The organism is Streptomyces sp. NPDC050549 (genome assembly GCF_040655035.1).
Taxonomy (GTDB): Bacteria; Actinomycetota; Actinomycetes; order Streptomycetales; family Streptomycetaceae; genus Streptomyces.
Window position 1 is genome coordinate 35,568 of the sequence record NZ_JBFAJD010000050.1, and the last position, 14,603, is coordinate 50,170.

Below are 14,603 nucleotides of genomic sequence, written 5' to 3' on the forward strand. Positions count from 1 at the left end.
AGCCGCCGATCTTAGGAACCGTTCCCGAAGCGGACGCCCTGCGCGCGCTCCTCGTTGGACGGCTGACACTCAGTCAACGGCCCAAGCACGCAAGGCGGAACGTTTCTAGGGGGTTCCTCATGGGGACGCCCTCCCCGTACACGGACACGCGAAGTAGCCTCCCCACTACGCCGCGAGGGGATGACGGGAGTGATGACGTGCCTGGTGAACCGCTGGCAGTCCACCCGCTGACCTTCCTCCGCCACACGCGCGGATGGGGCAAGGCCGAGTTCGCCCGCCTCATGCAAGCGCACGGCAGATCACTCGGAATCCCGCTGGCGACCAACCGGACGACCGTGTGGAAGTGGGAGCAGGGACAGGAGCCGGACGCTGACGCCCAGCGCGTGCTCGCCGACTTGCTGCGCGTCCCGTACAAGCAGGTCCGGGAGGAAGGATGGCCGCGGTGGCTCCCCGTCTGGGAGATCGCGGAGCTCACCACGCCGTGGACCGAGGCCGGTACCGTTGAAGCCTTGTCCGAACTCGTCGGGAGTGGCCGCATGGACCGCCGGGGCTTTCTCACCATCACCGGCGCCGCCTTGACGGGCCTCGCAGCGAGCTGGGCAGACGCGCCCTCCGCCTTCGCCTCGGCGCTCAACGGCGACCAGGTCACGGACACGATGGTCTCGACGATCGAGCAGCGCATCAGCACGCTCCGCACGCTCGACGACCAACTCGGAGGCGCCCGGCTCCTGGAACAGGCACGCGGTGACCTCGCCTTGGTAACTGGCCTCCTCGGCGCCGGACGCTACACGGACAGGATTCGCGTCCGCCTCTACTCGCTGGCGGCCCGGGTGTCGCACCTGACCGGCTGGATGGCCTACGACGCTGGCCTGCGGTCCGCCGGCCAGCACTACTACGTCGGGGCCCTGCGTAGCGCTCGGACTTCTGGAGACGACGCCTTCGGCGCCTTTATCCTCGCGGAGATGGGAGTCCAGGTCTCTGAGGCTGGACGGACCGCCGAGCGGGTCGACCTCATCTCGACCGGCATCGACAACGCACCTCAATCTCTGTCGCCGTACACCCAGTCCTTCCTCTACCTGCACAAGGCCGAGGCACTGTCACGTGACGGGGACCACCGGAACGCCGGAACGGCGCTCAACCGAGCCGTGTCCCTCTGGGAGCACGGCTCGGCGGAGGAGAACCCTGACTGGCTCAACTGGTTCGGCGAGGCGCAGTTGAAGTCGACCGAAGGCAAGGTCCTGTTGCGTTCCGGGCAGGTGGAGCGCGCGACGAGTGCCCTGAAAACCTCCGTAGAGAGCGCGGTTCCCCGGGACAAAGCCGTACGGTCCAGCCGCCTGGCGGAGGCACGGCTCGCCGGCGGCGACTTGGAAGGGGCTCTGGACGCCGCGAACCACGGCGCCGGGCTCCTGGAGAGCAGTGTCAGCTCCGTACGAGCTCTGGACCGCTTGAAGGAGTTCAACGCTCGACTCGAATCGCGCAAATCCGTCTCCGCCGTCCGTGAGTTCCGCGAGCGTCTTCAGGCGCTTCCCGTCGCGGCCTGACAGTCGCCGTCTCGCACTTCGAGGGCCAACCCGCCCCGCTGGAGCAGCCGATCCAAATGCCAGGATGGACGGCATGACGACGATCGACGGCGAGGTCGAGGCTGGATTCGAACCGGTGCGTGAGGCGTTCGAGGCGAACTTCTCCCAGCACGGGGACATCGGCGCGGCGGTGTGCGTGTACCAGTACGGCCGACCGGTGGTGGACCTGTGGGGAGGCGTCGCCGACACCGAGACCGGTCGTCCGTGGACGCGGGACACGCTGCAGCTCGTCTACTCGGCCACCAAGGGGGCGACCGCGACAGCGGTGCACATGCTGGCCCAGCGCGGCGTATTGGACCTGGACGCACCGGTGGCGAAGTACTGGCCGGAGTTCGCCGCGAACGGCAAGGCGGACATCCCGGTGCGCTGGCTGTTGTCCCACCAGGCCGGGTTGATCGCGCTGGACCAACCAGTCCCGCTGGACGAGGCGTTGGCCTGGCACCCGATGGTGGCCGCACTGGCAGCTCAGCGTCCCCTGTGGACTCCGGGCACCGCGCATGGCTATCACGGTCGGACCTGGGGCTGGCTGGTCGGCGAAGTGATCCGCCGAGTGTCCGGCCGTACGCCGGGCCGCTTCTTCGCCGACGAGATCGCTGCTCCCCTCGGGCTGGACTTCTTCATCGGATTGCCGGCGGATGAACGCGATCGGGTCAGCCGCATGGTGTACCAGCGGCCGGACGTCGACCTCACCACCGTGCCCGCCGAGTCGGTTCCCGAGGAACTCCGCGAACTCGTCGCCGCCTGGCGCGACCCGACCTCGTTCAGTAATAGGGCGTATGCCGTCACCGACCCCAACGAGATCGACTTCGACTCGCCCGAGGTGCAGGCCGCGGAACTCCCGGCATCCAACGGCATCGGCACTGCTCGCGGGCTGGCTCGCATGTACGCCGCACTGATCGGCGCGGTGGACGGCGTGCGCCTGCTCACCCCGGAAACCCTGGCAGCGGCAACCAAGGAACAGGCTGGCGGGAAGGACCAAGTGATGCTGATCCCAAGCCGATTCAGCAGCGGATACATGCTGCCCACCGAAGCCAATCCCATGACCAGCGCGAGCGCTTTCGGCCACACCGGGCGAGGGGGCTCACTTGGCTTCGCCGACGTGGAGCACGGCATTGCCTTCGGTTACGTGATGAACAGCATCATCGGAGGGGCCGCCGATGTGCGTGCGGCTTCGCTGGTCGACGCGGTGCGAAGGTCGCTGCTGTAGAGCGACACTGGCACCCTACGAGCGCACAGTGCCACGATCGGTCGCCCCACCCCCGGGGGCGACTCAATAAGGGCTGCCACAACCAAGTTCACTACATGGTCAGCTGCCCGTAATTTCCTCTCGGAGACCTCAGCGTCGCCTACATCACACAGTCCGGCGACGAGCGTAGATGAAGAGGACGACGGTGACTCGCTGTGGCGGCTGGCGCGCGACCTCGGTAGCCGTACGAGCGGTGGTGACCAGGCGCGTTGGATTCTCACCCAGGCGAGCCGCGCCCGCGTGGGCGAGGCGCACACGGACCTGGCGTTCGCAGAGTGGGCCGCACACATTAATCGGCACTTCGACCTCGATGCGCTCTTCGCGAATCACGACGTCCTGATGACCGGCCGGATTGCGCTGCCGATGTACGAGCGATGATCCGCGATCCGTTGCGCACGGTATGAGCTCGGCTGGTTCACCGTCAGCAACCGAAGGGAACGTGCAGTGACCAGTTCGATTCCGTGGCAACAGCGGCTGTCCACCGGCACGGAAGACATCCAGGACGAGGTGATCGGCTGGTATCAGCAGACTCGGCACGGCAGGGCGTACGTCCCCACCATGATTTGGGGCACGCTCCAGACCGAGGCGTACGCGACCGCGATCCTGCGCCGCGTCGTCGACTTTCTCGGAGTTCCGGACGACGTGCCGGCGGGCGTGGCCAAACGCATGGAGCGGCAGCGGGTTCTGTACGACGGTGAGCACCGTTATGACGTGATCCTCGGCGAACAGGCCCTTTACACGACGGTCGGGGGCGTCAGGTCATGTGCGGACAGATGGAGCGTCTCCTCCGGGACATGGACCTGCCCTCGCTCGGTCTTGGAATCCTCCCTGCCACCGCCGAGTTCGGCATCGTCCCCATGCCCGGATTCAACATGGGTGAGGACCGCGCCCACTACGAACTCGTCTCCTGCGGCGTGGACATCACCGACGCCGGTGAACTGGCCCTTCACCACAAGGCGTTCGATGCCCTCGGCGGCGCGGCGTGCCACGGAGACTCGGCAAGGAGCCTGATCAACAAGGCTCTTGCCTTCTGGAGTAACGCCTGAGCGTCAGCAGCAGTGGCACCGCCGCCGACGTCGGCCAGAGGGACCGCGAGGCCTGGTCGATACCAACTCCCCAATCCCCACTGCCCCGTTACGCACTTATTGCACAAGAGATCTTCACCATTTCCGACCTGAGTTCATATGATGCGGAGATCAACAGGCCTGGCCAAGTGGAGACTTGGGCGGGCCTCTCAGGTTCCTGTGGGGGTTTCATGCGTATACGCGTTGCGGCCGGCGTTGTCTCCGGTGCCGTGGTTCTGTCCGCGCTCGCTCTTCCGGTTGCCGCTCAGGCGGCCGAGCGCAGAGGGGCCGCGGCGGAGCTAAGGTCCTTCGCCTCGGCGGCCGTTCAGCCCAGAGACTCCCTGGGCAACACCAAGTTCTCGCACGCTGTCATCAACGGCGGCAAGGACATCGTCCTGGGCACCACCGGCACGAAGTCCGTCACCGTCACGTACACCGCGACGGACCAGAACGGCGTCGCGCTCACCGAGGCCTTCCTGTGGCAGGGGACGGACAGTTCGACCACGGACGGGATCACCGGCGGACTGGGGACGGACGACGACCCCGCCTGCACGGAGACGGCGACCCAGGGGACGTACACCTGCAAGGCCGTCTTCAACATCCACCCCGCGACCGACATGAAGGACAACGGCGTGGCCGGGACCTGGAAGCTGTTCCTGGGGGCCTGGGACCTGTACGCGAACGCCAGTTACAACGACGACGTCGCCACCACCGCGATCAAGAAGGCCTCCACGCTGACCGCCGATGCCACGCCGGAGCCGGTGAAGAAGGGCAAGACCATCACGGTCACGGGCAAGCTCGCCCGCGCGAACTGGTCGACGGGCAAGTACGCGGGGTACGTGTCCCAGCCCGCGAAGCTGCAGTTCCGCAAGAAGGGCAGCAGCACCTACACCACCCTCACGACGGTCAAGACCAACAGCACCGGCGTCCTGAAGACCACCACGAAGGCCACGGTCGACGGGTACTACCGCTACGTCTTCGCCGGTACCTCCACCACCGCCGCGGCGACCGCGGCCGGCGACTTCGTCGACGTCCGGTAAGCGGTTCGCGAGCACCTCAAGCACCTCAAGCACCTCAAGCACCTCACGGCAGTACGTCAGCACTTCGGTGCCGGGTCGCCATGCGTCAACGCGCCCGGCACCGCGCCGTTTCCTCACACCCGCTCCGCCGAGTAAGAGATCTACGTGAACCGCCGGGATCCTCTCCCGCCGCTCCCTATCCCGTGTGTACCGTCCTCCCTTGTGTTGATCGGTGATCACTCAACTACCGTTCTACGCGCGAAGATTCACCGCAGTCAGCGACATCCGCAGCACCCGCACCCCCTGTTCACTCCGCTTCACTCCACCCCCACTCATGGAATCCCCCCACTTCACGGAGGTTCACCGGATGCCCAGGCTTGGCAAGTTCACGTCACGTCGCAAGCTCACCACCGCCGTCACCGTGTTCGGTCTGCTGGCCACGGGCGCGGCCGTCCAGGCAGCCGCCGTCACCCCCGCCGCCGCGGCCACCACGCACCGCGTCCTGTTCGACGACGGGCACGCGGAGGAGGCGGGCAACGCGGACTGGATCATCTCGACCAGCAAGCCCGACCCGCTGGCCGAGGACTCCTCGCCGTCCTCCGAGACGGACTGGACCGGGGCGCTCTCCTCGTGGGGCGTCGCCCTGCAGCAGACCGGCGACTACAGCCTCAGGACCGCCACCAGTGCGCTCACGTACGGCGGTTCGTCGGCGAACGACCTGTCGAACTTCGACACGCTCGTGCTGCCCGAGCCGAACACCAAGTTCACGACGGCCGAGAAGACGGCAATCATGAAGTTCGTGCAGGCCGGTGGCGGTCTGTTCATGATCTCCGACCACACCGGGGCCGACCGCAACAACGACGGCTACGACGCAGTCGAGATCCTCAACGACCTCATGACCAACAACAGCGTGGACAGCGACGACCCGTTCGGGTTCTCCATCGACTCCCTCAACATCAGCTCCGGCTACCCGAAGGCCATCACCGACAGCAGTGACCCCGTACTGCACGGCTCCTTCGGCACCGTCACCAAGAGCCTGATCGCCAACGGCACGACGGCCACCCTCACGCCCGCGGACAACTCTGCCGTCAAGGGCCTTGTGTACCGCAGCGGTTACTCCGGCAACACCGGCGCGTTCTTCCTGACCAGCACCTACGGCAGCGGCAAGATCGCGTTCTGGGGCGACAGTTCGCCGATCGACGACGGCACCGGCCAGTCCGGCAACACCCTCTACGACGGCTGGAACGACACCGGCGCCACCAACGCCGCCCTCGCCCTCAACGCCACGGAGTGGCTCTCCTCGTGAGGCCCTGATCACGGATGCGGGCCGGGGAATCACACACCGGCCCGCATCCGCGTCTTCTGGGTCATCTACGTCATCGACGTAGCTGTCCCCAATTCCCCTATCCCGCACTCACGTTGACGCTGACGTTGGCGGACGACCAGCGTCCATCCGCCCGCCGCCACCGCCGCCACCGCAAGCACCGTCAGCATCCCCGTCGTATGAGATCCCGCACTGTCGGCCGCCCTGGCCACCGGGTTGGGCAGCCCCAACCGATCCGCCATCCAGCCGCCGGCCGCCGTAGCCGTGATCAGCGCACCGCCCACCCGCAGCGCGGGCTGCACCCGCAGCCGCGCGAGGACCAGCAGCGACGGCAACGCCAGGCAGACCAGCAGGAGTTGGACCAGTTCGATGCCCAGGTTGAAGGCCAGGAGACTGGTCGCCAACTGGGCTGTGGACAGGTGCATTTCGGCGAGGACGAACGAGAACGCCATGCCGTGGCCCAGGCCGAAGACGCCCGCCACGATCGCTTCCCTGCCGGGGAACAGAGGGCGGATCGCGTGGACCGCTCCGACAAGGATGCTGGCCGCGATGAACGCCTCGACCGGTCGGCCCGGGATCTCGAAGCGGGTGAGGGCGGTCGCGGCCAGCGCGACGGAGTGGCCGACGGTGAAGGCGAGCGTGATGCCGCCGATGCGCGTGAGCGCGGCGCGCGGGCGTGCCAGGCCCTTCCAGCGCCCGCCGGACGCCAACAGCGGTGCCGGCAGCAGCAGGATGAGCAGGAACAGCAGGTGGTCGGTGCCGGTGAGGATGTGGTTGCCGCCCAGTTCGAGCATCGCGACGAAACCGCTCCAGGCACTGCCCTTGCCGAGGTCGACGGTCAGCGGCGGGACCTTCATGCGCCGGACGTCGAGGCGGATGGTGCCGACCTGCGTGGCGCCGTCGCCCTCGACCCGCCCTGCGGCCCAGTCCTGTCGGACCGACACCAGCGTCACGTGGGTGACGACTTGGTGCACGATCACGTCGTAGTCGAGAGTGAAGTGCCGTACGTCCGCTCCGGCCGGCGGGGTGAGAACGGCCTTCGCGATCAGCTCGCGGTACGGGCCGGTGGAGGTCTGTTCGGTGCGGCTGAGGCTCAGCGCGCCGATGCTGACCTGCCAGGCCTTGCCCTTGAGAGTGGTCGGATGGATGTGCCGGGCGAGGTAGGTGCGGATCGCAACGGACTTGGTGGGGAGAGCGGTTGAGGCGATCGTGTTGAGGTCGATGCCGCTCGCCCGGGAGAAGTCGTCGACCGGCAGCGCCAGCCGCGCGGTCACCGAGGCCTGGTACACGTCGAGTTGGACCACAGAGTGCGGCATCGGGTGCGCGGCGGCCGGCGACGCTCCGAGCAGGAGCGCCGCCGGTACCGCGATCGCGATCCCGGCCACCAGGCGAAGTAGCGCTGTGGTCAGCCAAGTTCGCGGTCGGGTCATGAGAAGGTGAACTCGCTGCCGTAGTCGCGGGTGTGGTCGCGGTACACGGTGTGGTAGTGGACCTTGCCCTGGAAGACGAGGCCGTTCTGGCAGACGAACTCGATCCACACGCCCGGGCCGTCGATGCGCACGTAGTCGCCCTGGGTGTCCAGGGCGGTGCCGCCGGAGTAGCCGACGTAGGTCTCGTTCAGCTCATGCTCGTACGTCTTCATGAGCTTCTTCGCGGTGGCGTCGTCCACGTTGGCGATCCAGGGGTGGATGGCCTTCAGGACCAGCTGCTTCTGCTTCGGTGACAGTGAGCTGACCTTGATGCCTTCCTTGGTCGCCGGGAACTGGCCGTCCTCGCCCGGGCCGAGAAGTACGTCGCTGAACGACTCGGAGAGCTTGGCGGTGGCCAGCTGTTCCGTGCTCAGGCTGCCGGTGAGGGCGAGCATGCCGTTGCGCTGCGCCTCCAGGGGCGAGTACGTGGTGCCGTCGTCGGCGGTCCAGCTGCTCGGCTCGACACCGACGAAGAAGGGGCTGGCGCCTGCCACCTTCCCCTTCTTGTAGGTCTCGTTCACGGCGAGGTGATGGCCGCCGAAGTGCAGCTGCCAGGTGCCCGTCGTGGAGGGGGTGCCGAGGAACGCCAGGAAGTAGACGCCGCTGCCGTAGCCGCCCATGCCGCCGCCGGCACCGCCGGACGGCGGGGTGCCGGTCGGGACGTCGGTCGGTGCGTCGGTGGCCGTCGAGCTCGCGGACGGGTCGGCAGTGGCGGACGGGTCCGCGGAGGCCGTGCTGGACGCGGTGTCCGACGGCGCCGGACCCCCGGAGCTGGTGCTCTGTGCGGCGTTGAGCACGTCGTCGGCCTTGATGATCTGCGTGATCTGGTCGTACCCGGTGCCCTTGCCGGTACCCGTGGCGAGCTTCACCACCTGCATGGCGGCGGCGAGTTGAGTGTCCGTCAGGGAACCCAGCTGGATGCCGGGACGGCAGGTCGAACCGCAGGGGAGGTTCGACCACGCGGTCGCGTTCGCCTGCGAGAAGTCCAGCAGCACCTCCGCCTGCTGGTCGGCGTCCAGCGTGTTCAGGAACTCGTTGGCCGCGCTGACCACGGCGCCGACGCCGGTGGCCTTCTTGTCGACCGGGCGCTTGACGCCCGCCGCCGATTTGCCGGTTCCGGTGTCCGTCGATGCATTCGCCACGGCGAAACCGCCACCGACCAGCACGACTGCCGTGACGGCTCCGGCAATTCCACGCCAAGTCCGTCTCGTACGCACGAGACGGGTTCTTTCTTTACTCACGAACGACTCCTTCGATTCCAGTAATTCGAGCAATTCCGGAACGACGCCCCCGTCACCTGGACAGCATGGATCGCCCGCTCGTCAGCGGCCGCAGGCACGGGATGGCAGGGGTGAGAGACACGCAACGGGCAGCCGACCGCCCGTTCGCGCTATGGGCGGCAAGATTATCGAGTTTCTTACCGGAATCTCAATAGATCGTCACGTGGACACAATAATTTCAGGTTCCACAGCAATGCGAAATAAATTCAGGGAATTCACTTATGCCAGCGACAGGCGACTCTTATCAACCGGATAGGATTCCCTGCTATCAGGCATCGGCTGTCCCAGGAGGTATGTCATGGCCAAGGTTCCCAGCGCGGTGGTCGCCGCGAGCGGGCTCGTCGGCGGATACGGCGTGGCCCGCTGGACGAAGAAGCGTCAACTGGGCGGGGCCGTACTGGCCGTTGCCGGAGCCGCCGCCGCGCAGCAGTGGCGGCAGCGGGCCGGCGGAAAGGCGGCCGGGGCACTCACGGCCGCCTACGTCGCCGCGTTCGCCGGGTCCCATCCCCTGGCCAAGAAGGTGGGCGCCTGGCCCGCCGTCCTCGAAGTCGCCGGTGCCGTCGCCCTGGCGTCCTGGGCGGTCGCCGACCGGCAGGCATGACCCCCGACGCGCTGTCACCGAGAAGCGCGTCCGCTACGGCGGTTCAGCAGCCGTGGGCCGACAGCACGCCCTCCGCCGAGTCCTCCTCGCACGGGCGGAAACGTCGGCCCACCGCCGATGCCACCAGCACCCCCGCACCGATCACGAACGTCGCGAACGCCCACTGCTGGGGCCATGCGGTCTCGTCGGGCCAGTTGGCGTAGCCCCGCGGGTGGGTGACGTACATCAGGCCGGCCGGGGGCACCGCCACCAGCAGCACGGGCCAGGCCGGGTCGTCGCGGCGGCCGAAGTAGCCCGCCAGGACCAGCAGAATCACCCCGAGGACCAGCACGCCCGGGACGGACGCCCCCGTCCAGGCGACGCACACGAAGTACGCCGCCGACGCGAGGGCGGCGCCGAGGATGCGGGTCAGCCAGCGCTCCGGCCAGGGGCACGTCCGCAGGGGGCTCAGCAGCTTCTCGGTCATACGTACGAGGGTTCCCCGGTGCGGCGGAGCGCAACAGAGTACGCGTACTCAGATACGGCGAACCCGGGTTCGGCAGACTCCGCACGTCCACCCGGCGTGCCGACCGGCGCCCGGACGCACGCCGACCCCGCGCCGACCGACCCGCCCGGCCACCCGTCTCCCCTCCTACGCCGCCCCCGCCGTACTCACCGCCGGCGACTTCGCCGCCGTCAACGGCGTGGCCACGTCCTCCAGCGACCGCCTCTCCGCGCGGACCGCCAGCACCGCCGCCACCAGCCCCGCCGCGCACATCAGCGCGGCCCCGATCCGGAACGCGAGCACCGTGTCGGCGACCTTGCCCGTGCCCGTGAGGTCCGCGAAGAGCAGCGGGCCGCTGATACCGCCGGCCGCCGTGCCTAGGGCGTAGAAGAAGGCGATGGACATCGCGCGGGTCTCCATCGGGAAGATCTCCGACACCGTCAGATACGCGCTGGACGCACCTGCCGAGGCGAAGAAGAGCACCGCGCACCAGCAGGCCGTCAGCGTCGCCGCGCTCAGTGAGCCCCGGTCGAACAGCCACGCCGTGCCGAACAGCAGCAGGCCGGAGAGCAGATACGTCGAGGAGATCATCACCCGGCGGCCCACGGTGTCGAAGAGCTTGCCGAGCAGCAGCGGGCCCATGAAGTTGCCCACCGCGATGACCGCGAAGTAGTAACCGGTGTTGCCCGTCGGGACGTCGAAGAACTTCGTCAGGATCGCGCCGAAGCCGAACGTGATCGCGTTGTAGAGGAACGCCTGGCCGATGAAGAGGGAGAATCCGAGGGTCGCGCGCCTGGGGTAGTCGTGGAAGATCGTGCGGGCGATCTCCGCGAAGGAGACCGTCTTCCGCTGGTGAATGGTGATCTCGCCCTCGGCGGGCGGCAGTTGGTGGCCCTGTTCGGCCTCGATCCGGCGCTCGATCGACGTCACCACCTCGTCCGCCTCCCGGTCCCGGCCGTGGATCAGCAGCCAGCGGGGGCTCTCCGGTACATGGCGTCGTACGAGAAGGATCACCAGGGCGAGTACGGCGCCCAGCGCGAAGGTCAGCCGCCAGCCCACGTCCGGCGCGAAGACGCTCGTGTTCAGCGCGAGGATCGAGAGCAGCGAGCCGCCCACCGCGCCCACCCAGAAGCTGCCGTTGATGATCAGGTCCACGCGGCCCCGGCAGTACGACGGGATCAGCTCGTCGATCGCGGAGTTGATCGCCGCGTACTCACCGCCGATGCCGAAGCCGGTGAGGAAGCGGAAGGTGAAGAACCACCAGGTGGAGAAGGAGACGGCGGTGAGCGCGGTGGCCGCGAGGTACACCGCGAGCGTGATCATGAAGAGTTTTTTGCGGCCGTAGCGGTCGGTCAGGTGGCCCCAGAAGAGGGCGCCGACGCAGGCGCCCGCCACATACAGCGCCGCCGCGATGCCGGTGACCTGGCCGGAGCTGATCGGCAGGCCGCTGCCCGGTTCGGAGAGACGGCCCGCGATGTTGCCGACGACCGTGACCTCCAGGCCGTCGAGGATCCAGACGGTGCCGAGGCCGATGACGATCGTCCAGTGCCAGCGGGACCACGGGAGGCGGTCCAGCCGGGCGGGGATGGACGAGGTGATCGTCCGGCCGGTCCCGGCCGGGGTGTCGGCACTCGCGCTGGCACTCGCACTCGCCATGGGGGTCCTCCTCGTCGAGCGAACCCCCTCCGGGTGCCCCCGGGAATCGGCCCCTACACCCGCCTACACCCCCACCACCCGCGACACCGTGTAGATCAACAACCCCACCAACGACCCCACCACCGTGCCGTTGATCCGGATGAACTGCAGGTCGCGGCCGATGTTCGCCTCGATCTTGCGGGTCGTGTGCTCCGCGTCCCAGCTCGCCACCGTGTCCGTGATCAGGGAGGTGATCTCCTTGCGGTAGGTGGTGACGACGTACACCGCCGCGCCCTCGACCCAGCCGTCGACCTTCTCCTGGAGCTTCGGTTCGACCGCCATCCGCGCGCCGAGCGACAGCAGGGAGGCCCGCACCCGCAGCCGCAGCTCACTGCGTTCGTCCTCGGCGGCCGACACGATCATCGAGCGGACGGACGTCCAGGCGCTGGCGATCAGGTCCTGGACCTCGCCGCGGCCGAGGACCTCGCCCTTGAGGCGTTCCACGCGGGCGCGGGTGTCCGTGTCGGACTGGAGGTCGGCGGCGAAGTCGCCGAGGAAGCGGTCCAGGGCGCCGCGGGCCGGGTGGGAGGGCATGTCGCGCATCTCGGTGACGAAGCGGAGCAGCTCCTTGTAGACGCGCTCACCGATCCGTTTGTCGACGAATCTGGGGGTCCAGCCGGGCGCGCCGCCCTCGACGGCGTCCATGACCTGTTCGTCGTGCAGGACCAGCCAGTCGTGGGCGCGGGCGACGATCAGGTCGACGACCCGCTTGTGACCGCCGTCGGCGACGATCTTCTCCAGCATCTTGCCGATGCCGGGCGCGATCTCCTGGGCGTCGGCGCGGCGGGTGATCGCCTCGCCGACCACCGCCTGGACGTCTGAGTCGCGCAGCACGGTGAGGGCTCCGCGGAGGGCGGCCGACAGTTCCGCCGTCACCCGGTCGGCGTGATCCGGCACGGCCAGCCAGGCGCCGAGCCGGCTGCCGATGCCGACCGCGCGCAGCCGCTGTCGTACGACCTCCTCGGAGAGGAAGTTCTCACCGACGAACTCGCCCAGGGAGACGCCCAGTTGGTCCTTCTTGGTGGGGATGATCGCCGTGTGCGGGATGGGCAGGCCGAGCGGGTGGCGGAAGAGCGCGGTAACCGCGAACCAGTCGGCCATCGCACCGACCATGCCGGCCTCGGCCGCCGCGGCGACATAGCCGGCCCAGGGTCCCGCGCCCGAGTTCGAAGCCCACTTGGCGAGCACGTACACGACGGCCACGAACAGCAGCAGGGCCAGCGCCGTCAGCTTCATCCGGCGTACGCCGCGCTGCTTCTCCTCGTCGGCCGCGCTGAATGTGGTCATCGTGCGGCGGGACGACGGCCCATCGCTCCCAGCGCCCACTTCCGTACGTTCCATCCGCTCCACCCGTTCGCCGGTACCGTGCATATTGTCCCTTCCTGACCGACTCCCGGAACGGAACAGGAGTTCCCACCGTCACCCGAAAGGGCAAAATGGCAGGGCCCTGCCACTCACCCGAGGAGATCCGCACCGCGTGACCGAGCGACCCACCGGGGACGAGGGGGTGTCCCCCACCAAGCATCGTGCCCTGCTCTCCGCGATCATCACCCTGATCGTTGTCCTTTCCGCCGGCATCTACGCCGGTGTCTCCGCCGGCGACGGCCGCGCCGGCGACTCCCCCGCCGGAGGCCGCGGCGGGCACAACTCAGCCGCCCCCGCCTCGGCCGGCACCTGGGTCGGCGCCTGGTCCGCCGCCCCGGTGGGCGGCGAGCCCGGCACCGAGCCGACCGGCATGGCGGACCGCTCGGTGCGCAACGTCGTCCACACGAGCGCCCCCGGGACGAGCGCCCGGATCACCCTCTCCAACCTCTACGGCCAGTCACCGCTGACCCTCACCCACGCCTCGATCGCCCTCGCCGCCGGCCACAACAGCTCCGCCGCCGCCCCCGGCACCATGCGCCGGCTGACCTTCGGCGGCGCCACCTCCGTCACCGTCCCGGCCGGGCAGCAGGTGCTGAGCGACGCCGTCCGCCTCCAAGTCCCTCAGGGCGTCGACGTGTTGGTCACCACCTACGCCCCCGCCGAGTCCGGCCCGGTCACCTACCACCCCTACGCCCGGCAGATCTCCTACCTGGCCGACGGCGACCGCGCCGAGGACCCGAGCGCCACGCCGTACACCCAACAGACCTCGGTGTGGCGCTACTTGACCGCGCTGGACGTGCTGAGCCACGACGCGAACGGCACGGTCGTCGCTTTCGGCGATTCGATAACCGACGGTTCCACCTCCAGCGTGAGCGCCAACCGCCGCTGGCCGGACGCCTTTTCGCAGCGGCTGCGCGCGGCCGTGGCGGCCGGGCAGCAGGGCGTGCCGCGCTACAGCGTCGTCAACGCGGGCATCAGCGGCAACCAGATACTCGCCGGCCATGCCGGCCGGCCCGCCGAGAACCAGAGTGGCCTGACCCGCTTCGCGCGTGATGTGCTCGGCCGGCCGAACGTCAAGGTCGTCGTCCTCGACCTCGGCGTCAACGACACCCTGCACGGCGCCGACGCCGACCGGATCCTGGCCGGCCTGCGCACCCTGGTCCGCCAGGCCCACGCCCACGGCATCAAGGTCGTCGGCGCCACCCTGACACCCTTCGGCGGCTACCCCCGGTACACGGCGGCCCGGGACGCCGTACGGCAGCGGGTCAACGCGGAGATCAGGAGCGGCACGGTGTACGACGCCGTCGTCGACTTCGACAAGGCGCTGCGCGACCCGTACGCCCCGCGCAGGTACGCCTCCCAGTACGACTCGGGCGATCATCTCCACCCCAGCGACCGGGGCTACCGCAAGATGGCGGACACCATCGACCTGACGGACCTCAAGGGCGCGGTCCCCGCCCGGTTGTGAACCGGCGG

At 68.6% G+C, this 14,603-nt stretch carries 10 protein-coding genes and 2 pseudogenes; 7 read left to right on the forward strand and 5 right to left on the reverse strand.

All coding sequences use genetic code 11. The features are described from left to right. Nucleotides 1-197 precede the first annotated feature (197 nt). The 5 genes and pseudogenes from AB0I51_RS42520 to AB0I51_RS42540 form a co-directional block, all read left to right on the forward strand. Nucleotides 198-1,541 carry a transcriptional regulator gene (locus tag AB0I51_RS42520; RefSeq protein WP_362983883.1) on the forward strand — a complete coding sequence of 448 codons (1,344 nt, stop codon included), beginning with the start codon at nucleotides 198-200 and terminating at the stop codon, nucleotides 1,539-1,541. A gap of 73 nt (nucleotides 1,542-1,614) precedes the next feature. Continuing rightward, nucleotides 1,615-2,787 (forward strand): serine hydrolase domain-containing protein, encoded by a 1,173-nt coding sequence (locus tag AB0I51_RS42525; protein WP_362983885.1) that lies wholly within the window; start codon nucleotides 1,615-1,617, stop codon nucleotides 2,785-2,787. A gap of 597 nt (nucleotides 2,788-3,384) precedes the next feature. Continuing rightward, a pseudogene (locus tag AB0I51_RS42530) lies at nucleotides 3,385-3,872 on the forward strand (Scr1 family TA system antitoxin-like transcriptional regulator). Nucleotides 3,873-4,081: 209 nt separating this feature from the next. Beyond that, nucleotides 4,082-4,930: a hypothetical protein gene (locus AB0I51_RS42535; protein ID WP_362983887.1), complete on the forward strand. Its 849-nt coding sequence runs from the start codon at nucleotides 4,082-4,084 to the stop codon at nucleotides 4,928-4,930. A 346-nt stretch (nucleotides 4,931-5,276) separates the two neighbouring features. After that, a pseudogene (locus AB0I51_RS42540) lies at nucleotides 5,277-6,209 on the forward strand (hydrolase); the annotation flags it as partial. A gap of 71 nt (nucleotides 6,210-6,280) precedes the next feature. Here the strand turns inward: AB0I51_RS42540 and AB0I51_RS42545 are convergent. Both AB0I51_RS42545 and AB0I51_RS42550 read right to left on the reverse strand, forming a co-directional pair. After that, the gene (locus tag AB0I51_RS42545) at nucleotides 6,281-7,663 is read right to left on the reverse strand and encodes a HupE/UreJ family protein (protein ID WP_362983889.1); all 1,383 of its coding nucleotides are present in this window, start codon (nucleotides 7,661-7,663) and stop codon (nucleotides 6,281-6,283) included. Beyond that, nucleotides 7,660-8,844, reverse strand: a complete 1,185-nt coding sequence (locus AB0I51_RS42550; RefSeq protein ID WP_362983891.1) for a DUF3500 domain-containing protein — start codon at nucleotides 8,842-8,844, stop codon at nucleotides 7,660-7,662. The genes AB0I51_RS42545 and AB0I51_RS42550 overlap by 4 nt, the downstream gene beginning before the upstream one ends. Nucleotides 8,845-9,280: 436 nt before the next feature. Here AB0I51_RS42550 and AB0I51_RS42555 point away from each other — a divergent pair, with 436 nt between their 5' ends. After that, nucleotides 9,281-9,583: a hypothetical protein gene (locus tag AB0I51_RS42555; protein WP_362983893.1), complete on the forward strand. Its 303-nt coding sequence runs from the start codon at nucleotides 9,281-9,283 to the stop codon at nucleotides 9,581-9,583. A 43-nt stretch (nucleotides 9,584-9,626) separates the two neighbouring features. On the opposite strand, the gene AB0I51_RS42560 is transcribed toward AB0I51_RS42555, so the two are convergent. From AB0I51_RS42560 to AB0I51_RS42570, 3 genes are all read right to left on the reverse strand, one after another. Next, nucleotides 9,627-10,049, reverse strand: coding sequence for a hypothetical protein (locus AB0I51_RS42560; RefSeq protein ID WP_362983895.1), 423 nt, complete (start codon nucleotides 10,047-10,049; stop codon nucleotides 9,627-9,629). Nucleotides 10,050-10,214: 165 nt separating this feature from the next. Further along, on the reverse strand, nucleotides 10,215-11,723 hold the full coding sequence (locus tag AB0I51_RS42565; RefSeq protein WP_362983897.1) for an MFS transporter: 1,509 nt from the start codon (nucleotides 11,721-11,723) through the stop codon (nucleotides 10,215-10,217). Between the two features lie 63 nt (nucleotides 11,724-11,786). Next, nucleotides 11,787-13,133, reverse strand: a complete 1,347-nt coding sequence (locus tag AB0I51_RS42570) for a DUF445 domain-containing protein (RefSeq protein WP_362983899.1) — start codon at nucleotides 13,131-13,133, stop codon at nucleotides 11,787-11,789. Nucleotides 13,134-13,239: 106 nt separating this feature from the next. Between AB0I51_RS42570 and AB0I51_RS42575 the strand changes: the two genes are divergently transcribed. Next, nucleotides 13,240-14,595, forward strand: coding sequence for an SGNH/GDSL hydrolase family protein (locus AB0I51_RS42575; RefSeq protein WP_362983901.1), 1,356 nt, complete (start codon nucleotides 13,240-13,242; stop codon nucleotides 14,593-14,595). Nucleotides 14,596-14,603 lie beyond the last annotated feature (8 nt).

Coding starts and splice junctions, on each gene's coding strand:
- AB0I51_RS42525 (WP_362983885.1), top strand. CDS start 1,615: ATGACGACGATCGACGGCGAGGTCGAGGCTGGATTCGAACCGGTGCGT.
- AB0I51_RS42535 (WP_362983887.1), top strand. CDS start 4,082: ATGCGTATACGCGTTGCGGCCGGCGTTGTCTCCGGTGCCGTGGTTCTG.
- AB0I51_RS42545 (WP_362983889.1), bottom strand. CDS start 7,663: ATGACCCGACCGCGAACTTGGCTGACCACAGCGCTACTTCGCCTGGTG.
- AB0I51_RS42555 (WP_362983893.1), top strand. CDS start 9,281: ATGGCCAAGGTTCCCAGCGCGGTGGTCGCCGCGAGCGGGCTCGTCGGC.
- AB0I51_RS42560 (WP_362983895.1), bottom strand. CDS start 10,049: ATGACCGAGAAGCTGCTGAGCCCCCTGCGGACGTGCCCCTGGCCGGAG.
- AB0I51_RS42565 (WP_362983897.1), bottom strand. CDS start 11,723: ATGGCGAGTGCGAGTGCCAGCGCGAGTGCCGACACCCCGGCCGGGACC.
- AB0I51_RS42570 (WP_362983899.1), bottom strand. CDS start 13,133: ATGCACGGTACCGGCGAACGGGTGGAGCGGATGGAACGTACGGAAGTG.